At 62.4% G+C, this 20,430-nt stretch carries 21 protein-coding genes; 11 read left to right on the forward strand and 10 right to left on the reverse strand.

Going from position 1 to position 20,430, the window contains the following annotated elements; translation table 11 throughout:
• Window positions 1-141: 141 nt before the first annotated feature.
• The 4 genes from lon to ACOZK4_RS06020 form a co-directional block, all read right to left on the reverse strand.
• Window positions 142-2,568 carry an endopeptidase La gene (gene lon, locus ACOZK4_RS06005; RefSeq protein WP_421591021.1) on the reverse strand — a complete coding sequence of 809 codons (2,427 nt, stop codon included), beginning with the start codon at window positions 2,566-2,568 and terminating at the stop codon, window positions 142-144.
• 420 nt (window positions 2,569-2,988) lie between these two features.
• The gene (gene clpX, locus ACOZK4_RS06010) at window positions 2,989-4,266 is read right to left on the reverse strand and encodes an ATP-dependent Clp protease ATP-binding subunit ClpX (protein WP_257947384.1); all 1,278 of its coding nucleotides are present in this window, start codon (window positions 4,264-4,266) and stop codon (window positions 2,989-2,991) included.
• A gap of 264 nt (window positions 4,267-4,530) precedes the next feature.
• The gene (locus ACOZK4_RS06015) at window positions 4,531-4,896 is read right to left on the reverse strand and encodes an MmcQ/YjbR family DNA-binding protein (RefSeq protein WP_421591022.1); all 366 of its coding nucleotides are present in this window, start codon (window positions 4,894-4,896) and stop codon (window positions 4,531-4,533) included.
• Window positions 4,897-4,921: 25 nt separating this feature from the next.
• Window positions 4,922-5,554, reverse strand: a complete 633-nt coding sequence (locus ACOZK4_RS06020) for an ATP-dependent Clp protease proteolytic subunit (protein ID WP_313522456.1) — start codon at window positions 5,552-5,554, stop codon at window positions 4,922-4,924.
• A gap of 275 nt (window positions 5,555-5,829) precedes the next feature.
• On the opposite strand from ACOZK4_RS06020, the gene ggt reads away from it, so the two are divergent.
• The 3 genes from ggt (at window position 5,830) to ACOZK4_RS06035 (ending at window position 9,477) form a co-directional block, all read left to right on the forward strand.
• Window positions 5,830-7,581, forward strand: coding sequence for a gamma-glutamyltransferase (gene ggt / locus ACOZK4_RS06025; RefSeq protein ID WP_421591023.1), 1,752 nt, complete (start codon window positions 5,830-5,832; stop codon window positions 7,579-7,581).
• A 67-nt stretch (window positions 7,582-7,648) separates the two neighbouring features.
• Entirely contained in the window at window positions 7,649-8,899 is a 1,251-nt protein-coding gene (locus tag ACOZK4_RS06030; protein ID WP_421591025.1) for a cytochrome P450, read from the forward strand.
• An 8-nt stretch (window positions 8,900-8,907) separates the two neighbouring features.
• Complete coding sequence (locus tag ACOZK4_RS06035) at window positions 8,908-9,477, forward strand: hypothetical protein (RefSeq protein WP_421591027.1); 570 nt, start codon at window positions 8,908-8,910, stop codon at window positions 9,475-9,477.
• Window positions 9,478-9,540: 63 nt separating this feature from the next.
• Here ACOZK4_RS06035 and ACOZK4_RS06040 read toward each other — a convergent pair whose 3' ends face one another.
• The 4 genes from ACOZK4_RS06040 to ACOZK4_RS06055 form a co-directional block, all read right to left on the reverse strand.
• Entirely contained in the window at window positions 9,541-9,885 is a 345-nt protein-coding gene (locus ACOZK4_RS06040; protein ID WP_421591029.1) for a cupin domain-containing protein, read from the reverse strand.
• Between the two features lie 64 nt (window positions 9,886-9,949).
• Window positions 9,950-11,233, reverse strand: coding sequence for an O-acetylhomoserine aminocarboxypropyltransferase (locus tag ACOZK4_RS06045; protein ID WP_421591030.1), 1,284 nt, complete (start codon window positions 11,231-11,233; stop codon window positions 9,950-9,952).
• A 115-nt stretch (window positions 11,234-11,348) separates the two neighbouring features.
• Window positions 11,349-11,777, reverse strand: coding sequence for a CoA-binding protein (locus ACOZK4_RS06050; RefSeq protein ID WP_313522461.1), 429 nt, complete (start codon window positions 11,775-11,777; stop codon window positions 11,349-11,351).
• Between the two features lie 65 nt (window positions 11,778-11,842).
• On the reverse strand, window positions 11,843-12,280 hold the full coding sequence (locus ACOZK4_RS06055; protein WP_421591031.1) for a CoA-binding protein: 438 nt from the start codon (window positions 12,278-12,280) through the stop codon (window positions 11,843-11,845).
• Window positions 12,281-12,531: 251 nt separating this feature from the next.
• Here ACOZK4_RS06055 and ACOZK4_RS06060 point away from each other — a divergent pair, with 251 nt between their 5' ends.
• The gene (locus tag ACOZK4_RS06060) at window positions 12,532-13,368 is read left to right on the forward strand and encodes an EamA family transporter (protein ID WP_421591032.1); all 837 of its coding nucleotides are present in this window, start codon (window positions 12,532-12,534) and stop codon (window positions 13,366-13,368) included.
• A 1-nt stretch (window position 13,369) separates the two neighbouring features.
• Here ACOZK4_RS06060 and ACOZK4_RS06065 read toward each other — a convergent pair whose 3' ends face one another.
• Complete coding sequence (locus ACOZK4_RS06065; protein WP_421591033.1) at window positions 13,370-14,191, reverse strand: enoyl-CoA hydratase; 822 nt, start codon at window positions 14,189-14,191, stop codon at window positions 13,370-13,372.
• Window positions 14,192-14,337: 146 nt separating this feature from the next.
• On the opposite strand from ACOZK4_RS06065, the gene ACOZK4_RS06070 reads away from it, so the two are divergent.
• The 6 genes from ACOZK4_RS06070 to ACOZK4_RS06095 all read left to right on the forward strand — a co-directional run bounded on the left by ACOZK4_RS06070 (window position 14,338) and on the right by ACOZK4_RS06095 (window position 18,897).
• On the forward strand, window positions 14,338-14,769 hold the full coding sequence (locus tag ACOZK4_RS06070) for a PaaI family thioesterase (protein ID WP_421591034.1): 432 nt from the start codon (window positions 14,338-14,340) through the stop codon (window positions 14,767-14,769).
• A gap of 231 nt (window positions 14,770-15,000) precedes the next feature.
• Window positions 15,001-15,465: a 50S ribosomal protein L13 gene (gene rplM / locus ACOZK4_RS06075; RefSeq protein WP_069059156.1), complete on the forward strand. Its 465-nt coding sequence runs from the start codon at window positions 15,001-15,003 to the stop codon at window positions 15,463-15,465.
• A gap of 2 nt (window positions 15,466-15,467) precedes the next feature.
• Entirely contained in the window at window positions 15,468-15,944 is a 477-nt protein-coding gene (gene rpsI, locus ACOZK4_RS06080; RefSeq protein WP_421591037.1) for a 30S ribosomal protein S9, read from the forward strand.
• Between the two features lie 156 nt (window positions 15,945-16,100).
• Entirely contained in the window at window positions 16,101-17,054 is a 954-nt protein-coding gene (gene speB, locus ACOZK4_RS06085; RefSeq protein ID WP_313522467.1) for an agmatinase, read from the forward strand.
• Window positions 17,055-17,125: 71 nt separating this feature from the next.
• Window positions 17,126-18,058 (forward strand): N-acetyl-gamma-glutamyl-phosphate reductase, encoded by a 933-nt coding sequence (argC, locus tag ACOZK4_RS06090; RefSeq protein ID WP_421591039.1) that lies wholly within the window; start codon window positions 17,126-17,128, stop codon window positions 18,056-18,058.
• Window positions 18,055-18,897, forward strand: a complete 843-nt coding sequence (locus ACOZK4_RS06095; RefSeq protein ID WP_421591041.1) for an aminoglycoside phosphotransferase family protein — start codon at window positions 18,055-18,057, stop codon at window positions 18,895-18,897. The genes argC and ACOZK4_RS06095 overlap by 4 nt, the downstream gene beginning before the upstream one ends.
• 3 nt (window positions 18,898-18,900) lie before the next feature.
• Here the strand turns inward: ACOZK4_RS06095 and ACOZK4_RS06100 are convergent, their stop codons facing one another.
• The gene (locus ACOZK4_RS06100) at window positions 18,901-19,980 is read right to left on the reverse strand and encodes a COX15/CtaA family protein (protein ID WP_421591043.1); all 1,080 of its coding nucleotides are present in this window, start codon (window positions 19,978-19,980) and stop codon (window positions 18,901-18,903) included.
• Window positions 19,981-20,194: 214 nt separating this feature from the next.
• Here ACOZK4_RS06100 and ACOZK4_RS06105 point away from each other — a divergent pair, with 214 nt between their 5' ends.
• On the forward strand, window positions 20,195-20,413 hold the full coding sequence (locus ACOZK4_RS06105; protein ID WP_313522471.1) for a DUF2842 domain-containing protein: 219 nt from the start codon (window positions 20,195-20,197) through the stop codon (window positions 20,411-20,413).
• Window positions 20,414-20,430 lie beyond the last annotated feature (17 nt).

Here is a 20,430-nt window from a genome sequence, read left to right on the forward strand (position 1 = left end):
CCTCGCCTCGCAAGAATATTTCGTCGCAATCCCCTGAGAATCCGGGGTTTACACACGTTTTTCAACGAAAAAGACCGGCCGCAAGGCCGGTCTTTTCCTGTTTTGCTCCAAAATGCCGGGCGTTTCACCCGGCATTAAGGCTCAATGCGCGATTGCGCCGGTGCCGTCTTCGGTCGATTCGACCGCCGGAACACGGGCAGCTTCTGCCGCAGCACTGTCCCATTCGATCGGCTCGGGCTTGCGCAGCAGGGCGTGCTGGATGACCTCGCCCATGCGCGAGACCGGGACGATCTCCATGTTGTTTTTCACATTGTCCGGAATGTCGGCCAGGTCCTTGGCGTTCTCTTCCGGGATCAGCACCTTCTTGATGCCGCCGCGAAGAGCCGCGAGCAGCTTTTCCTTCAGGCCGCCGATCGGCAGGACCCGACCGCGCAGCGTCACTTCGCCCGTCATCGCGATATCCTTCGAGACCGGAATGCCGGTCATGATGGAAACGATGGCGGTCGCCATGGCGATACCGGCCGACGGACCATCCTTCGGCGTCGCGCCTTCCGGCACGTGCACGTGGATGTCGGTCTTGTCGAAGCGCGGCGGCTCGATGCCGAAATCGACGGCGCGCGAGCGGACGTAGGATGCCGCTGCCGAAATCGATTCCTTCATCACGTCCTTCAGGTTGCCCGTGACCGTCATGCGGCCCTTGCCACCCGGCAGGCTGACGCCTTCGATGGTGAGCAGCTCGCCGCCGACTTCCGTCCAAGCAAGTCCCGTGACCACACCGACCTGATCCTCACGCTCGGCTTCGCCGTGGCGGAAGCGCGGGACGCCGAGGAAGTCATGGATGTTGTCAGCCGTGACCTCGACCTTCTTCGCCTTGCCCTTGATGATCTCGGTGACCGCCTTGCGGCCGAGCTTCATCAGTTCACGCTCGAAGTTACGCACGCCCGCTTCGCGGGTGTACTGCTGGATGACCGCCATCAGCGCGCCGTCGGTGACCGAAAACTCCTTCGGCTGCAGCGCGTGGTCGCGGATCGCCTTGGGCAGCAGGTGCCGCTTGGCGATTTCCAGCTTTTCCTCTTCGGTGTAGCCGGCGATGCGGATGACTTCCATGCGGTCCATAAGCGGAGCCGGAATGTTCAGCGTATTCGCCGTCGTCACGAACATGACGTTGGACAGGTCGTATTCGACTTCCAGGTAGTGATCCATGAAGGTCGAGTTCTGTTCCGGATCCAGCACCTCGAGCAGGGCCGAAGACGGGTCGCCGCGGAAATCCATGCCCATCTTGTCGATCTCGTCGAGCAGGAAGAGAGGGTTGGATTTCTTGGCCTTCTTCATCGACTGGATGACCTTGCCGGGCATCGAGCCGATATAGGTGCGGCGGTGACCGCGGATTTCGGCTTCGTCGCGAACGCCGCCGAGCGCCATGCGGATATATTCGCGGCCGGTCGCCTTGGCGATCGACTTGGCGAGCGAGGTCTTGCCGACGCCCGGAGGGCCGACGAGGCACAGGATCGGGCCCTTGATCTTGGTCGAGCGGGCCTGCACGGCGAGATATTCGACGATACGCTCCTTGACCTTGTCGAGGCCGAAGTGATCCTCGTCGAGGACCTTTTCCGCAGCGTTGAGGTCGGTCTTGATCTTCGACTTCTTGCCCCACGGAATACCCGTCAGCCAGTCGAGATAGTTGCGCACGACGGTGGCTTCCGCCGACATCGGGCTCATCTGGCGCAGCTTCTTCAGTTCCGCGTCGGCCTTTTCGCGGGCTTCCTTGGAAAGCTTGACCTTGGAGATCTTGTCTTCCAGTTCGGCCATCTCGTCGCGGCCGTCCTCGCCGTCGCCGAGCTCCTTCTGGATCGCCTTCATCTGTTCGTTGAGGTAGTATTCGCGCTGGGTCTTCTCCATCTGGCGTTTGACACGCGAGCGGATGCGCTTTTCGACCTGCAGAACCGAAATCTCGCCTTCCATGAAGCCGAGCGCCTTTTCCAGGCGCAGCTTGACGCTGGTCGTCTCGAGCATTTCCTGCTTCTCGACGATCTTGATGGAGAGGTGCGAGGCGACCGTGTCGGCGAGCTTCGAGTAATCCTCGATCTGGCTCGCGGCACCGACGACTTCGGGCGAAATCTTCTTGTTGAGCTTTACGTAGTTTTCGAACTCGGAGACGACCGAGCGCGACAGCGCTTCGATCTCGACCGGGTCTTCGTCCGGCTCGGCCAGGACATGGGCCATCGCCTCGTAGAATTCTTCACGGTCGGTATAGCCGTCGATTTCGGCGCGGGCGCGGCCCTCGACCAGAACCTTGACGGTGCCGTCGGGCAGCTTCAGGAGCTGGAGAACGTTGGCGACGGTGCCGATGCGGTAGATGGCGTCGGTCTCCGGATCGTCGTCGGAAGCGTTGATCTGGGTGGCAAGCATGATCTGCTTGTCGGTGCCCATCACCTCTTCCAGCGCGCGGATCGACTTTTCGCGACCGACGAACAGCGGCACGATCATGTGCGGGAACACCACGATGTCGCGCAGGGGCAGGACCGGGAAGGCCGTGGAATCTTGCGGCGCAGACGTCTTCTTCGTCATGTCATTTCCTTTCAAACGTCCCGTTTCCGGGAACCGGTCCTGTCGGTGTCTGGGGACACCGGGCCGGCGATCTTTTCCATCCACAAGTGGCGTGCGGTTGACGTATTTTCAAGCCCGGTTGCGGAGTGCCCCACTCCACTGCGGACAAGACGAACCAACGACAGGAAGTCTAGTCCTCCGCGCTGTCGCGGAACTTGCGGCCTTCCTCCGGCAAAGCTGCCGGAGCCTACGCGAGACACAGAATCGAAGTCTTCCATCTTCGCTCGACTGATAACGTTTCGCAACGCCTTGTCGAAGCAGCGGAAGGTTCATCATCATGACCTTTTAAGGCCAAGGCGACCAGTCACGAAATGTCGCTAGACGTCCCCGAAACGAAAAGACCCGCCGGCGGCGGGTCTTTCCTGAACGGTTTGGCATCGATCAGGCCGATACGTTGGCCTTCTCCTCGGAGCGCTCCGAGTAGATGTAGAGCGGGCGGGCCGAACCGCGGACGACCTCGTCGGAGATGACGACCTCGCGAACGCCCTCAAGCGTCGGAAGTTCGAACATCGTGTCGAGCAGGATCTTCTCCATGATCGAGCGCAGGCCGCGGGCGCCGGTCTTGCGGATGATCGCACGCTTGGCGATTTCGCGCAGAGCGTCCTCGTGGAAGGTCAGTTCCACGTCTTCCATCTCGAACAGGCGCTGATACTGCTTGATCAGCGCGTTCTTCGGCTCGGACAGGATCTGGATCAGCGCGTCCTCGTCGAGGTCTTCCAGCGTCGCCAGAACCGGCAGACGGCCGATGAATTCCGGGATAAGGCCGAACTTCACCAGGTCTTCCGGCTCCAGTTCGCGCAGGACTTCGCCGACGCGGCGATCTTCCGGCGAACGCACCTGCGCGCCGAAACCGATCGAGGTCTTTTCGCCGCGCGCCGAAATGATCTTGTCGAGACCGGCAAAGGCGCCGCCGCAGATGAACAGGATGTTCGTCGTGTCGACCTGCAGGAATTCCTGCTGCGGATGCTTACGGCCGCCCTGCGGGGGAACCGAGGCAACCGTGCCTTCCATGATCTTCAGAAGCGCCTGCTGCACGCCTTCACCCGAGACGTCACGGGTGATGGACGGGTTGTCGGACTTGCGAGAGATCTTATCGACTTCGTCGATATAGACGATGCCGCGCTGCGCACGTTCGACATTGTAGTCGGCCGCCTGGAGAAGCTTCAGGATGATGTTTTCGACGTCCTCGCCGACATATCCGGCTTCGGTGAGCGTCGTGGCATCCGCCATGGTGAAGGGCACGTCGATGATGCGGGCGAGCGTCTGGGCGAGATAGGTCTTGCCGCAGCCCGTCGGGCCGACCAGCATGATGTTCGACTTCGCCAGTTCCACGTCCGAGCCCTTGGCGGCATGCGCCAGGCGCTTGTAGTGGTTGTGCACCGCGACCGACAGGATGCGCTTGGCCTGCTGCTGGCCGATGACATATTCGTCGAGGACCTTGATGATATCCTGCGGCGTCGGAACGCCGTCACGGGATTTCACCATGGATGTCTTGTTCTCCTCGCGGATGATGTCCATGCACAATTCGACGCATTCATCGCAGATGAACACGGTCGGTCCGGCAATCAGCTTGCGGACCTCGTGCTGGCTCTTGCCGCAGAAGGAGCAGTAAAGGGTATTCTTGGAGTCGCCGCCGTTGCTGCCGCTGACCTTGCTCATATCACTTTCCTTCCAGCACGCCGTTCATCTCTCGGAGAAGATGGCCGGACCACTCAAACCGCCCTTTCGGAAGCGCTCAGCATCCTTCAAAGGCTTCCAGGGGTACTGACCGGCCCGGGCCACGCCCTTGAACCGGTTGCAACGCATTCCCCGTTAAACACCGAATGCTAAGCCGTCACAAATCAACATAGCATTAACGGCCAATATTACCGGCTTTATGGCGAGGATAAAGCCCCGCGATCATTACAAATCGCGCGATTGCCTTCATTCGCCCCTTAAGCCAAGATCGGCACGGGCCTTGCGCGTCAACTTCGCCGCCACCAGACCGTGGCTTTCCCTTAGATAGTCACACAGGGCCGCATCATCAACTGATTCGCCCGTCTGCCGCTGAATCCACTTCATTCCGCGCGAGGCGAGATAGGGTGCCGGGCGGCATCCGGGCTGCTCACGCAGAATGTCGTAGGCGAGCTCCGTCACCTTGAACGTCACCCCGAGCCCAACCCCCTCGCTCCAGCCGGCGATGGCGAAAACCTTGTCGCCGACCTTCCAGACATGCGCCCCGCCCCATTGCACGACATGCGTCGTGGCGGGGAGCGAAGCGCAGAAAGCGTTGTAGTCGTCGAGCGTCATCCGGCCTCGCAGCCCCGAACCCGGATTACGCCGCGTCCGGTCCTTCGAGCGCCTCGCGGCTGGTGATGACGCGGTCGATCAGACCCCAGTCCTTCGCCTCGTCGGCATTCATGAAGTGGTCGCGGTCGAGCGTCTGTTCGACTTCCTCATAGGTGCGGCCGCAATGCTTGACATAGACCTCGTTCAGCTTGCGCTTCATCTTGATAATGTCCTTGGCATGGCGCTCGATATCCGAGGCCTGGCCCTGGAAACCGCCCGAGGGCTGGTGAACCATGATGCGGGCGTTCGGCGTGGCGAAGCGCATGTCCTTGTGGCCGGCGGCGAGCAGCAGCGAGCCCATCGAAGCGGCCTGGCCAATGCACAGCGTCGACACGGCCGGCTTGATGAACTGCATCGTGTCATAGATCGCCATGCCGGAGGTGACGACGCCACCCGGCGAATTGATGTAGAGCGCGATTTCCTTCTTCGGGTTTTCGGCCTCGAGGAAGAGAAGCTGCGCGCAGACGAGCGTTGCGATGTGATCTTCCACCGGACCGGTGAGGAAGATGATGCGCTCCTTGAGGAGACGCGAATAGATGTCGTAGGAACGCTCGCCGCGGTTGGTCTGCTCGACGACCATCGGCACCAGAGCCATGGCGGTATCTACGGGATTTCTCATATCGATCCTTCATCTCAAGTGCCCTGAAACCCTCGCCAAGCGTTGGGAATCAGCAAGTTTCGTCTCCCCTACATAGAGTGTCAGGGTATCGGACTTCAAGACGGCGCCATGTTTTGCGGCGCTCAATGCGAGAATGCGGTTAACTCACGCAACGTCGGGCGGCGATTTCCACAAGGCAAGCGCTGTCAGGGTGAAGAAAGCGTGAATTCCGTGCGCCATCTTGCCTCCTCTTTGCGATTGCCCGCACTATATGCCTCCCAGCGAAGGCAATCACCATGAAACGATCCCTCGTCGCCCTCGGGCTTCTCTTTCTGACATCGACGGCGGCGCCGGCCCAGCAGGCCTCCGACACCGTGTCGCCGGAACGCGCGACCGGCCTTGCGGCGGCGAAGATCACGACCGCCAAGGCGCATATGGTCGCCGCCGCCCATCCTCTGGCGGCCGAGGCAGGCGAAACGGTTCTGGCGGACGGCGGCAGCGCCATCGATGCGATGATAACCGTGCAGACCGTGCTCGGCCTCGTCGAGCCGCAATCCTCCGGCCTCGGCGGCGGCGCCTTCCTCGTCTATTACGATGCGGAGGCGAAGCGTCTCTTCACCCTCGACGGCCGCGAAACCGCCCCCATGGACGCCACGCCAAAACTCTTCCTCGACGACAAGGGCGAACCGATGCAGTTCTTCGACGCCGTCGTCGGGGGACGTTCGGTCGGCACGCCCGGCACCGTCATGCTGCTGCAGGAGGCGCACAAGCGCTGGGGTCGCAAGGACTGGAAAGACCTCTTCTCACCGGCTGAAAAACTGGCACGGGACGGGTTCGCCGTTTCCCCGCGGCTCGCCAAGCTGATCGCGACGGAGGGCGACAAGCTCAAGACCTTCGAGGCAACCGCCTCCTATTTCTTCGGCGCCGACGGCGCGCCGCTGGCCGCCGGCACGATCCTGAAGAACCCCGCCTATGCAGAGACGCTTTCCGTCATCGCCAAGGATGGCGCCTCGGCCTTCTACAGCGGCCCGATCGCCGAATCTATCGTCGATACAGTGCGCATGTCGGGCAAGAATTCCGGCGTGCTGACGCTCGCCGATCTCGCGAACTATCACGTCAAGGAGCGGCGGCCGGTGTGTATCAGCTACCGCGCGCTCGATATCTGCGGCATGGGACCGCCCTCCTCCGGTGCCGTCGCCATCGGCCAGATGCTCGGCCTTCTGGAAAACTTCGATCTGAAGGCGCTCGGCAAGGACAACCCCGAAAGCTGGCGGCTGATCGGCGATGCCCAGCGCCTCGCCTTCGCCGACCGCGAACGCTACCTCGCCGACACGGATTTCGTGCCCTCCCCGATCAAGGGCCTCATCGACAAGACCTATCTCGGCGAACGCGCAAAGCTGCTTGACGGCGACAAGGCGCTGGCAAAGGACGCCGTCACGGCGGGCAAGCCGGAATGGGACCACGCCTTCAATTTCGGCCGCGACGCCGCGCTCGAACTCCCCTCGACCAGCCATTTCGTCATCGTCGACAAGGACGGCAATGTCGTCTCGATGACGACGACTATCGAGAACGGCTTCGGCTCGCGGCTGATGACCAACGGCTTCCTGCTCAACAACGAGCTGACCGACTTCTCCTTCAAGACCCACGACGAGGGCATGCCCGTCGCCAACCGCGTCGAGCCCGGCAAACGCCCCCGCTCCTCCATGTCGCCGACCATCGTGATGAAGGACGGCAAGCCGCTTCTCGCCATCGGCTCGCCCGGTGGCAGCCAGATCATCGGCTATGTCGCGCAGGCCCTCATCGCCTATATCGACTGGGGCATGGATGTCGGCGGCATCGTTGCCATGCCGCACCTCATCAACCGCTTCGGCCCCTACGATCTCGAAGCCGGCACTGATGCGGAGAAACTTGCCGAACCGCTGAAGGCGCTCGGCTACGAGGTCAAGGCAAGCGATATGAATTCCGGCCTGCACGCCATCGAACTCACCGCCGACGGCCTGAAGGGTGCGGCCGATCCCCGCCGGGAGGGTGTTGCACTCGGACAATGACACGGCTGTTGACCACGGGATCGTCGCGCTTTCACGGCGCGGCGAAATCCGCTAGGTCTTGGATATCATGACGACGACACATCTCCCCTTCCTCTCCATCGATCCCGCCAGTCGCCGCGTCTCGCTCGACGGCCGCAACACCGATTTCTACCGCGATCCGAACCCGGTTTACGCGGCGCTGCATGCGCACTGTCCCACCTTCTGGTGGGAAGAGCAGAAGATGTGGTATTTCACCGGTTACGACCATGTGAACGGCCTCCTGCGTGACCGTCGCTTCGGCCGGCAGATCCTGCATGTGGCGACGCGCGAGGAACTCGGCATGCCCGAGCCACAGGCGCATCTGAAGCATTTCGATGCCGCCGAGGCCTGGTCTCTGCTCGAGCTGGAACCGCCGGAGCACACGCGCCTGCGCACCCTCGTCAACCGCGCTTTCGTCTCGCGCATAATCGAGAAGCTGACGCCGGAAATATCAGCGCTCTGCCATGAGGCGATCGATCGTTTCGAGAAAGACGGCAAGGTCGAGCTTCTCGCCGCCTTTGCCGACATCCTGCCGGTGACGATGATCGCCCGCATGATCGGCATTCCCGACGAGATGGGGCCGCAGCTTCTGAAATGGTCGCATTCCTATGTGCGCATGTACATGTTCGGCCGCACCGAGCAGGACGAGCTGAACGCCGACAAGGCAGCACAGGAATTTTCCGATTACGTGCGCAGCGTGATTGCCGAGCGCCGTGCTGAGCCGCGTGACGACCTGCTCTCGCACATGGTGCACACCGAACATCGCGGCCAGCTCCTGACAGAGGATGAGCTGATCTCCACGACCATCGTGCTGCTCAATGCCGGTCACGAGGCGACGGTGCACCAGATCGGCAATGCCGTGCGCACCATCCTGGAAAACGACGCCGACCCGGCCGTGCTCTTCGCCGACGAGAAGGCGACGGAGCGCACGGTGGAGGAATGCCTGCGCATCTCCGCCCCCGTCCACATCTTCGACCGCTTCGCACTCGAAGACGTGGAACTGGACGGCATCCAGTTCCGCCGCGGCGACAAGGTCGCGATGATCCTGGCCGCCGCCAATCTCGACCCGAAGAAATTCTCCGATCCGCTGATCTTCAAGCCCGACCGCAACGAAGGCGCCAACCTCTCCTTCGGCGCAGGCATTCATTTCTGCATCGGCGCACCGCTGGCGCGGCTGGAGCTCAACATCGCTCTGCCGATCCTCTTCCAGCGCCTGCCGGGCCTGAAGATCGCGAAACAGCCCGTGGTGAAGGATGTCTATCACTTCCACGGGCTGGAGGCGCTGGAACTGGAATGGTGAGACGCTGAGTGGCACACGGCGACAACATTGTTATCATCGGTGCGGTCTTCGGCGCGGTCTATCTGTTCGTTCCCATCGCCACGCTCGCCTCCGGCTTTCTTCGGTCGCGCGGTGATGCATGGACGTTCCCGGCACTCGTAGCCGCCAATGTCGCGTTGTGGGTCCTATTCACGACGTCCACAAGTGAAGGCAGTTTGGCTTGGGGTCTTTCTTTTCCACACCTCTGCCTCGTTGTCCTGACGTCGGTTATCGGGGGCGTGGCACGCTTCTTTCGCTCTCCGTCCGCTACGGAGACATCAGGAATCGACAGCATGCTGCTGGGCTTCGCCATCGGCGTTCCGGTGCCACTCACCCTACTCGGCCTCGTGGGTCTCTTCGACCATCAGCCACATATCGGCGTGACCGCCGTCCTCGTCTTTATAACTGGTTTCCTGCTTTGTCAGGCCAGTTTAGGCCGCAGTAGATTGCGGATGAAGCAGCCTTTCGACACCTACGGCTTCATATGCTTCTCACTCGCCGGGACGCTGGGCATCGCGACGTTCTTGGCCAATTTTTTCCCGCTACAGGCAGCATCCTAGCCCCCCAGCAGGACCGGAGCCGTACACGCTGCTCGATCTGGCAAAAGCCTTGTTGGCGAAACCCTAGACGCGGATGACGTAGTCCTTGCGAGTCGTTTCAACGACTTCCCAGGTTCCCTTGAAGCCGGGTCTGAGGATCAGGCGGTCGCCGGCTTTCAGGTGGGTGGTCTCGCCGTTTTCCGAGACGACGATCGAGTGGCCCTCGAGGATGTGGAAATATTCCCACTCGTCGTACTGGATGCGCCACTTGCCCGGCGTGGACTGCCAGATGCCGGCATAGATGCCGCCCTCCGCTTCCTCGATGTTCCAGGTGGTGAAGACCGGATCGCCCGCGATCAGCCGGTCTTCGGCCGGGCGGCCCTCTTCCGGCGTGACGGCGGAAATGTCGAAGGGTTGGACCTTGCTCATGTGTCTATCCACTTGCTGAAATGAAACGGGCGGCCCGAGGACCGCCCGTATGGGATTCTGGGGATCAGGCCTTGGCCAGCGCCTGCTCGATATCCGCGATGATATCGGCGGCATCCTCGATGCCGATCGACAGGCGCACGACGTCGGGGCCGGCACCGGCGGCGACCTGCTGCTCTTCGGAGAGCTGGCGGTGCGTGGTGGAGGCCGGGTGGATGACCAGCGAGCGCGTGTCGCCGATATTGGCGAGGTGCGACAACATTTCCAGCCCTTCGACGAAGCGCTTGCCCGACTCGTAGCCACCCTTCAGACCGAAGGTGAAGACGGCGCCGGCGCCCTTCGGCGAATAACGCTGCTGCAAGGCGTGGTTGGCATGGTCGTCAAGGCCGGAATAGTTGACCCAGGCGATCTTGTCGTGGGACTTCAGCCACGTGGCGACGGCGAGTGCGTTGTCGGAGTGGCGCTGCATCCTGAGCGGCAGGGTCTCGATACCGGTGAGGATCTGGAAGGCGTTGAACGGCGAGATGGCCGGGCCGAAGTCGCGCAGGCCGAGCACGCGGCAGGCGATCGCGAAGGCGAAATTGCCGAAGGTCGCATGCAGAACCATGCCGGCATATTCCGGCCGCGGCTCGGAAAGCATCGGGTACTTGCCCGACGCCGTCCAGTCGAAGGTGCCGCCGTCGACGATGACGCCGCCCATGGAATTGCCGTGGCCGCCCATGAACTTGGTCAGCGAATGCACGACGATGTCGGCGCCATGCTCCAGCGGACGCACGAGGTAGGGCGTGGCCATCGTGTTATCGACGATCAGCGGCAGGCCGTGGCGGTGTGCCACGTCGGCAATGGCGGCGATATCGACGAAAGTGCCGCCGGGATTGGCCAGGCTCTCGATGAAGATCGCCTTGGTCTTGTCGTCGATCTGGCTTTCGAAGCTTACAAGATCGGCGGTATCGGCCCAGCGCACGTGCCAGTCGAAGCTCTTGAAGGCATTGCCGAACTGGTTGACCGAACCGCCGTAAAGCTGGCGCGCCGCAATGAAATTGTCGCCCGGACGCATGATCGTGTGGAAGACGAGGAGCTGGGCGGCGTGGCCCGAGGCGACGGCGAGTGCCGCCGTACCGCCTTCAAGGGCTGCGACGCGCTCTTCGAGCACGGCCTGGGTCGGGTTCATGATGCGGGTGTAGATATTGCCGAAGGCCTGCAAGCCGAAAAGCGACGCCGCGTGATCGGTGTCGTTGAAGACGAAGCTGGTCGTCTGGTAGATCGGCGTCGTGCGCGCACCGGTCGTCGGGTCCGGCTGGGCGCCGGCGTGAATGGCGAGCGTGGAAAATCCTGGCTTGTTCTTCGTCATGAAATGCCTCCCTGGCTGAAAGTCGGGGCACTATTTCAGAGAGCTAAGAGCCGGTCAAAGAAAGATTTTCCGGAAAAGCGCCGGTGCGACAAAGCGCTTTTCGCGCCCGGAGCGTTCAGGCGACGAGGCGCGGATATTCGATGGCCGGGCAGCGATCCATCACGACTTTGATGCCGGCCGCTTCCGCCTTTGCCGCCGCCGCGTCGTGGCGCACGGAAAGCTGGCCCCAGATCGCCTTGGGGAGAGGAGAGAGCGCCAGAACCTCATCGACGAGATCCGGCAGCGCATCCGCGGCGCGAAACACATCGACCGTGTCGATCGGCTCGACGATATCGGCAAGGCGCGCGACGACCGGCTGACCGAGGATTTCCTTGCCGGCCTGGCCGGGATTGACCGGGATGACCCGGTAGCCCTTGCGCAGCAGGAAAGCCATGACCCGATGGCTCGGGCGCTCCGGGTTTGGCGACGCGCCGACGAGCGCGATGACCTTCGTCGAGCGCAGGATGTCGGCGATATAATAGTCCGGATAGGAATCGTGATTCATGGCGCTGTCCCGTTTCTCCGGGGAGAATTGGGGTAACGTTGCGTGAAGTCAATATTTGACGGTTGTCAGGATGCTTTCAGCATCAGCACCGGATATTCCGTCACCGGGCAGCGATCCATGACGACCTGGATGCCGGCCGCTTCTGCCCGCGCCGCCGCCGTATCGTCGCGCACGGAAAACTGGCCCCAGAGCACCTTCGGCATCGGCTTCATCGCCAGAACCTCGTCGACGACGGCATCGAACTGGCTCGCCGCGCGGAAAACGTCGACCATGTCGATGGCGTCGGGGATATCGGCGAGATGCGCATAGACGGTCTGGCCGAGAATGGTCTTGCCGGCATGGCCGGGATTGACGGGGATGACGCGGTAGCCTTTGCCGAGCAGGAAGCCCATCACGCCATGGCTCGGCCTGCCATCGTTCGGCGAAGCACCAAGCACAGCAATGGTGTGCACGGATGACAGGATATTGCGGATGTAGCTGTCGGGATAGCGATCGTGGTTCATCGCAGCCTCCTCCGGCGTTTGCGACCGTCTCTCACTCATCTTACAAGACACAGTCTAGCGCAGAACCTTAAACAAGACGATCGCGCTTTTGCCCGCTTCCGGCCGCCGATTGTGCCAAATCGGATCATTTCCCTCGCTTTCGCGGCTGATCACGGCAATATTCGCAAAAAATCCCGATTGCAAATCAGCGTGTTTGGGCAGATGAAGACATCACTCCCCGTCCCGCCCGCCTGCCCCTCCGAGGTCCCCGATTGCCGTTAGACGTTCTCTTTCTCGTGCTTTTCGGCGCGGCCCTGCATGCGACCTGGAATGCCATCGTCAAGGCCGGGACGGACAAGTCGCTGGATGCGGCGATGGTGGCGCTCGGCGCCGGCGCCGTCGGCCTGTTCTTCCTGCCCTTCGTGCCGCTGCCGAAGCCGGAGGCCTGGCCGTTCATCTTCGTCTCGGCCTTCCTGCAATTCGCCTATTTCCAGCTCGTGGCCGGCGCGTATCGGGCGGGCGATATCGGGCTCGTCTATCCGCTGATGCGCGGCACCGCCCCCCTTCTCGTCGCCATGACGAGCGGCGTGGTGCTCGGCGAGCACCTGACCACGACGGCGATGATCGGCGTGCTCGTCATCTCGGCCGGCGTGCTGACGCTCGCCTTCGAATCGCGCCATGGCGGTCGCCATGCCATCCTGCTGGCGCTGGCGAACGCGATCGTCATCGCCATCTATACCTTCGTGGACGGCGCGGGCGCGCGCGCCTCCGGCAACGCGATCTCCTACACGCTCTGGATGGCGCTGTTGCCGCCCTTGCTGCTGTTTGCCTGGGCGATCTACCGCCGCGGCACCACCACCGTCTGGACCCACGTTCGCCGCAACTGGGCGCGCGGCCTCTTCGGCGGCGCCGGCTCCATCGCCTCCTACGGCCTCGCGCTCTGGGCCATGACCAAGGCCCCCGTTGCCACCGTCGCCGCACTGCGCGAAACCGCCATCCTCTTCGCGCTGCTGATCTCGGTGTTCATCCTCAAGGAGACGGCGAGCATCTGGCGCTATGTGGCGGGGGCGGTGATTGCTTGCGGCGTTCTGGTGCTGAAGCTGGCCTGAACTATTTGCGATCCCACTCCGGCATGCGCTTGCTCAAAAACGCGCCGATGCCTTCCTTCGCGTCATCCGCCATCATGTTCTCCACCATCGTCGCGACCGCCACGTCATAGGCCTCCGCCACCGACAGGCCCGCCTGGGCGCGGATGGCAGCCTTGCCGATGCGGAGCGCCTGCGGGGATTTGGCGGCGATGACGGCGGCGTATTTGTCGACGACCTGACGCAGATACTGTTGCGGCACGATGCGGTTGATGAGGCCGAAATCCTTGGCGGTGGAGGCGTCGATGGTCTCGCCGGTCAAGAGCATTTCCATCGCCTGCTTGGGATGGGCCGCTCTGACGACGGCGACCATGGGGGTCGAGCAGAACAGGCCGATATTGACGCCCGGCGTGCAGAAGGTCGAGGTGTCTGTGCAGATGGCAAGATCGCAGCTGGCGACGAGCTGGCAGCCGGCGGCGGTGGCGAGACCGTCGATCTCGGCCACCACGGGCTGCGGCAGGGCGGCGATCTTCAGCATGATATCTGCCGCCATGCGCATGGTCTTTTCGAAGAAGGCGCGGCCGCCATCGGCATCCTCTCGATGCGCGGTCATTTCCTTGAGGTCATGACCGGCGGAAAAGACCTTTCCGGTGGAGGAAAGCACGACGATTCGGATCGCGTCATCCTTTGCGGCGGCATCCAGTGCCTCGCCGAGCGCTTCCATGGTGGCGATGGAAAGCGCGTTGGCCGGCGGATTGCTCAGCGTGATCCGCAGGATCGGTTCGGCTCTTTCCACCCGCACCAGAGCGCCCGATCCGTCTTTCCGGAATTCCACCACGTCAGCCATATCCGCCTCCATCTTTGCGTCGCCTGCGGTCCTACGCCGCGCGCAGGATCGTTTCAAGCGCACTTCAAACGCACCGGCATAGACTTTGAGAGGGCTTGCGGCAGCGGGAAAATCGGTCTGTAAACGGCCTCATGGAGAGACATGCAATGGAACTGACGCCGATCATGAGCCCGGAAGCGCTGAACCGCTTCCTCGAAGCCGACTTTCCGCAGCTTCATACGGATGGCAAGGTGTTCGAGGTGATGGCGGTCGGGGCCGGCACCGTCACCATGCGACTGGAGCCCAACGAGCGGCACCTGCGCCCCGGCGGAACGATTTCCGGCCCCACCCTCTTCGCGCTTGCCGATGTCGGTGCCTGGTGCGCGGTGCTCGCCCATATCGGCCCGGTGGCGCTCGCCGTCACCACCAATCTCAACATCAACTTCCTGCGCAAGCCCGAGCCCGGCCCGCTCTCCTGCACCTGCCGCATCCTCAAGCTCGGCAAGCGGCTGGCCGTCGTCGAAGCCTCCATTTTCGGTGCAGACGAGACAGATCTGGTGGCGCATGCGACCGCGACCTATTCGATTCCGCCGCAATAATTTGTGGTATTAAAATACCGCCAAAGCAAACCATTGTTTTTGCTGGACTATTCTTGACGTCGTCCGGATGGCGTCTCTTGACGCTCCGACATGTCTCACTTATACACCGCCCCAGATCGCGGTCCTCAGGGGACGCGTTCGATTTTTGGCATCCGCAAGGAGCCAAACCAAGCAACAAGAAGCGCCCAAAGCTGCAAGGCTTCGGGACCCCTTTAAGAAAGAGCTACTCCCATGGGTACTTTCGTACAGAAGCCCGCCGAGGTAGAGAAGAAGTGGATCCTCATCGACGCCGAAGGCCTCGTTGTTGGTCGTCTCGCTACCCTCATTGCAAACCGCCTGCGCGGCAAGCACAAGGCCACCTTCACGCCCCACGTCGACGACGGTGACAATATCATCGTGATCAACGCCGACAAGGTCGTCTTCACCGGCAAGAAGTATTCCGACAAGACGTACTACTGGCACACCGGTTATCCGGGCGGCATCAAGGAGCGTACGGCTCGCCAGATCATCGAAGGCCGCTTCCCGGAGCGCGTCCTTGAGAAGGCAGTCGAGCGCATGGTTCCGCGCGGCCCGCTCGGCCGTCGCCAGATGAAGAACCTGCGCGTCTATGCCGGCTCGAACCACCCGCATGAAGCCCAGCAGCCCGTCACCCTCGACGTCGCCAAGCTGAACAGCAAGAACACAAGGAGCGCCTGATCATGGCCGACCTCTCCTCGCTCAAGGACCTCGGCGTCGTTGCCGCAGCTCCCGCTGCCTCCGCCCCGGTTCACGTCAAGAAGGTTGACGCCCAGGGCCGTTCCTACGCCACCGGCAAGCGCAAGGACGCTGTCGCCCGCGTGTGGGTCAAGCCGGGCTCCGGCAAGATTACCATCAACGGCAAGTCGTACGAAGCCTACTTCGCACGTCCGGTCCTGCAGATGATCCTGCAGCAGCCGATCGTCGCAGCTGCCCGTGACGGCCAGTTCGACATCGATGCGACCGTTGCCGGCGGCGGCCTTTCCGGCCAGGCCGGTGCTGTTCGTCACGGCATCTCCAAGGCACTGACCTACTTCGAGCCGGGCCTGCGTCCGGTCCTGAAGAAGGGCGGCTTCCTGACCCGCGACTCGCGCGTCGTCGAACGCAAGAAGTACGGCAAGGCCAAGGCCCGTCGTTCGTTCCAGTTCTCCAAGCGTTAATCGCTCGGAAATTCGGGTTCGGAAAGGCCGGGGTTCGCCCCGGCCTTTTTCGTTTTGGGCACGCAAAAATCCCTTGCCTTGCGCGCGGCGATTGGCGAACGTCCCGCCACATTTGTTTGCGCATTTTTTTGCTGGAAATGCTCTGGAGGGACTTTCATGGCCAACAAGACGATCGACCACGCCATCACCGGCAAGACGCTGAAAAGCGCGGCCTCGGACCCGACCCATGCGGGCATCCTGTCCTTCATGCGCCGGCGCTACACCAAGGTGCTGAAGGATGTCGATGCGGTCGTCTGGGGCATTCCCTTCGATGCCGCGACCTCAAACCGCCCCGGCACGCGCTTCGGACCGCAGGCGATCCGCCGCGCCTCGGCGATCATGGACAACGATCCGCAATATCCCTTCGAGCGTGACCTGTTCGAGGACATGGCCGTCATCGACTACGGCGACTGCCTGCTGGACTACGGCAATCATTCCAAGACGCCGGCGACCATCGAGCGCGAAGCGAAGAAGATCCTGAAATCCGGCGCCTATATGCTGACGCTCGGCGGGGACCACTTCATCACGCTGCCGCTTTTGCGCGCCCATGCCGAGAAATACGGCCCCCTCTCCCTCGTGCAGTTCGATGCCCACCAGGATACCTGGGCGGACGAGAAGGGCCGCATCGACCACGGCTCCTTCGTCGGCACGGCCGTGCGCGAGGGCCTGATCGATGCAGAGACGTCGATCCAGATCGGCATCCGCACCCATGCGCCGGAGGATTGCGGCATCCGCATTCTCTATGGCTACGACGTGGAAGAGATGAGCGCCGGACAACTCGCCGATGCGATCATCCACCATGTCGGCGACAAGCCGACCTATCTCACCTTCGATATCGACTGCCTCGACCCGGCCTTCGCGCCCGGCACCGGAACGCCGGTCTCTGGCGGCCCGACCAGCGCGCGCATCCTTTCGGTCCTGCGCAAGCTCGGTGCCTTGAACATCGTCGGTTCGGATGTCGTCGAAGTCGCCCCGGCCTATGACCATGCGGATATCACCGCCATCGCCGCCTCCAACATCGCCATGTACATGCTCGGCCTGCATGCCGAAGCCCTGGCGGAGCGACGCTGATCACGCGGCATTGAATGCGACAGATCGAGGGGCTATATCGGCCGCAACGCAGAAACAGGATTGGACGAGAGATGAAACCGAAGATCTTCATCGATGGCGAACACGGCACGACGGGTCTGCAGATCCGTACCCGCATGGCCGGCCGCAACGATGTCGAACTCTTGTCCATTCCGGAAGCCGAGCGCCGCAACGCGCAGCTGCGCGAAGACCTCTTGAACAGCGCCGACGTCGCGATTCTCTGCCTGCCGGATGATGCGGCGAAGGAAGCCGTCGCCATGGTCTCGGGCAACAATTCCGTGCGCATCATCGACACCTCGACGGCGCACCGCGTCCACCCGGACTGGGCCTATGGCTTTGCCGAAATGGACAAGGCACAGCCGAAGAAGATCGCGGATGCGCGCTACGTCGCCAATCCCGGCTGCTATCCCACAGGCGCCATCGGCCTTATCCGTCCGCTGCGCCTCGCCGGCCTCCTGCCGCAGGATTATCCCGTCACGGTCAACGCGGTCTCCGGCTATACCGGCGGCGGCAAGCAGATGATCGCGCAGATGGAGGATGCGAGCCATCCCGAGCACATCGATGCGCCACACTTCCTCTACGGCCTGACGCTCAAGCACAAGCACGTACCGGAAATGCAGGTGCACGGCCTTCTCGACCGCGCGCCGATCTTCTCGCCCTCCGTCGGAAAATTCCCGCAGGGCATGATCGTGCAGGTGCCGCTCTACCTCGCTGACCTCAAGGATCACGCCTCGCTCGGCTCGATCCATGCGGCACTGGCCGATCACTATGCCGGCCAGGATATCGTCGAGGTCGTCGATCTCAAGGAGAGCGCCAACCTCGCCCGCGTCAACGCCGTGGAACTGGCCGACACGGACCGCATGAAGCTCTATGTCTTCGGCACCGCAGGCAGCCCGCATGTCAACCTCGTCGCCCTGCTCGACAATCTCGGCAAGGGTGCTTCGGGTGCGGCCGTGCAGAACATGGACCTGATGCTGAAGGGATGAGCTTTAGTGCTCTCTCCTTTCCGCCCGAATGGCGCATCGAAAGCGGCAGCCAGATCGCGGATACGGTGGCGGGAAACGTCTATGAAGTGACGCTTGCCGATGGCGCTGATGCCATCGTCAAACAACTCAAGCCGAAGGCTCTGGAAGACAGCCTGCGCGGTGCGGATTTTCTGACCTGGCGCGACGGCATCGGCTGCGTACGGCTACTGGACCGTTCCGGTGACATGCTGCTGATGGAGCATGCCGGCAAGACGACCTTGCGAGACCATTTGGAAGCTCACGGCGATGAGGATGCAACGCGCATCGCCGCCGCGGTGCTGCGGGAGTATCACCGCCCGTCGGACACGCCACCGCCCGCAAGCCTGCAACCGCTGCAGCGCTATTTCGCGAGCCTGTTCAGCAAAGCCGACCGCGACCGCAAAGAGGGCATTCCAGGCCCATATGCAGAGGCGGCTGAATTCGCCAAGGCGCTGCTTGCGGATCAGCGGGATATCAAGCCGCTTCACGGCGACCTGCACCACGAAAACATCGTCCACGGCCCGCGCGGCTGGCTCATCATCGATCCCGCCGGATTGATCGGCGATGCCGCGCTCGATGTCGCCAACATGTTCTCAAACCCGCTCGACCGCTTCGACCTTACCCGCAGCGAGGAGCGGATTGCCGCAATGGCGGAGATTTTCGCCGAAACGCTCGGGCGCGATGTCCGCACTCTCCTGCGCTACGGCTTCGCCTATGGCTGCCTGTCGGCCGCCTGGCATGACGAGGACGGCAATACGGAGGAACGCGACAACGAACTCACCGTTGCCGCCACCATCCGAAATGTCCTCAAACAGGCCTGAACTTCAGTCCCGCGGATATTCGCCGGCAAAACCGCGCCAATGGGCGACGGCAAAGCCAAGCACGACAAGCGCCCCGCCCTGATGCGCCAGTGCCCAGCCAAGCGGCACCTGCCAGACCAGCGTCAGGATGCCGATCGTCGCCTGGAGACAGACGAGGCCGAAGAGCACGAGGGCGCGGCGGGTGTGCGTCGTTTCCGGTGCTGCGCGCAGCGACGAGATCAGGTGGATCACGACGAGCGTGAATAGCACATAGGCGCCGAGACGGTGCACGAACTGCACGGTCTTCGGGTTCTCGAAGAGGTTGATCCACCAGGGCTCTTGCAGGAAGAGACCGCCGGGCACGACGCTGCCGTCCATCAACGGCCAGGTGTTGTAGGACAGACCGGCATCGAGGCCGGCGACCAGCGCGCCGAGATAGATTTGGACAATCGCCATGCAGGCGATGATGCCGGCCATGCGGCGGGAATTGCGCGTGGGGGCCGCGTCGTCGCTGTGCGGCGAGAGTGCCCGCATCAGCCACATCGTCCAAGCGAAGATCAGACAGGCGATGGTGAGATGCGTGGCCAGCCGATACTGGCTGACGGAGACGCGATCCGCGAGACCTGACGACACCATCCACCAGCCGATGAAACCCTGGAAACCGCCGAGCGCCAGAAGCCCGACGAGTGGCCAGCGCAGCTTCTTTTCGATCCGGCCAGTCAGGAGGAAGAAGGCGAGCGGCACGGCGAAGACGAAGCCGATGGAGCGGGCGATCAGGCGATGCGCCCATTCCCACCAGAAGATCGTCTTGAATTCATCGACCGTCATGCCCTTGTTGATCTGCTCATATTGCGGAATGCGCTTGTAGAGGTCGAATTCCTCCTGCCACTCAGCCGCCGTAATCGGCGGAATGACGCCGTGGATCGGCTTCCATTCGGTAATCGACAGGCCGGATTCGGTGAGACGCGTCGCGCCGCCGACGAGCACCAGCACGAAGAGCGTGAACAGCACGAAGCCCAGCCACCGGCGCACTTGGCGGCGGTTGCGGTCGGTCCTATCAGTGTCGTCGTTGCTGCGGTATGCGGTCGCGGTGGTCGCGCTCATCGTCTCTGCTCCTTTCCTGAAACGGCGATATGAGGCTGTTTCAGGCCAATGGTCCCGGCAGTCACGCCTGCAAAACCGCGTTTTGCGCTTTTACAGGTCTTGCTCCGGCGTTGATTTGCCTGACCGGGCCGTGCAAAACAAGGCCCGAAGCTTTGCGGCATGCCGTCGCGCCCCTTTGGCCCGCAATGCCGCCCTTGAGATCGAAAGACCGAACATGCCCCCTCGCCTGCGAAAACTGATCGGAACGGTACTGATCATTATCCTCGTGCTCTTCTATGCGCTGGTTGCCACCACCGTCGCCTCCGCCACGCTCGGCGCGTCGCCCTGGTATATCCACCTGCTCTATTTCGCGGTGACCGGCCTGCTCTGGATCCTGCCGGCCATGTTCATCATCAAGTGGATGGAGAAGCCGGCCAAGCCGCGCGGTGAATAGGCGTCGGGTTTTTTTAT

Origin of the sequence: Shinella sp. M27 (assembly GCF_049199905.1) — a bacterium.
Classification (GTDB): Bacteria; Pseudomonadota; Alphaproteobacteria; order Rhizobiales; family Rhizobiaceae; genus Shinella.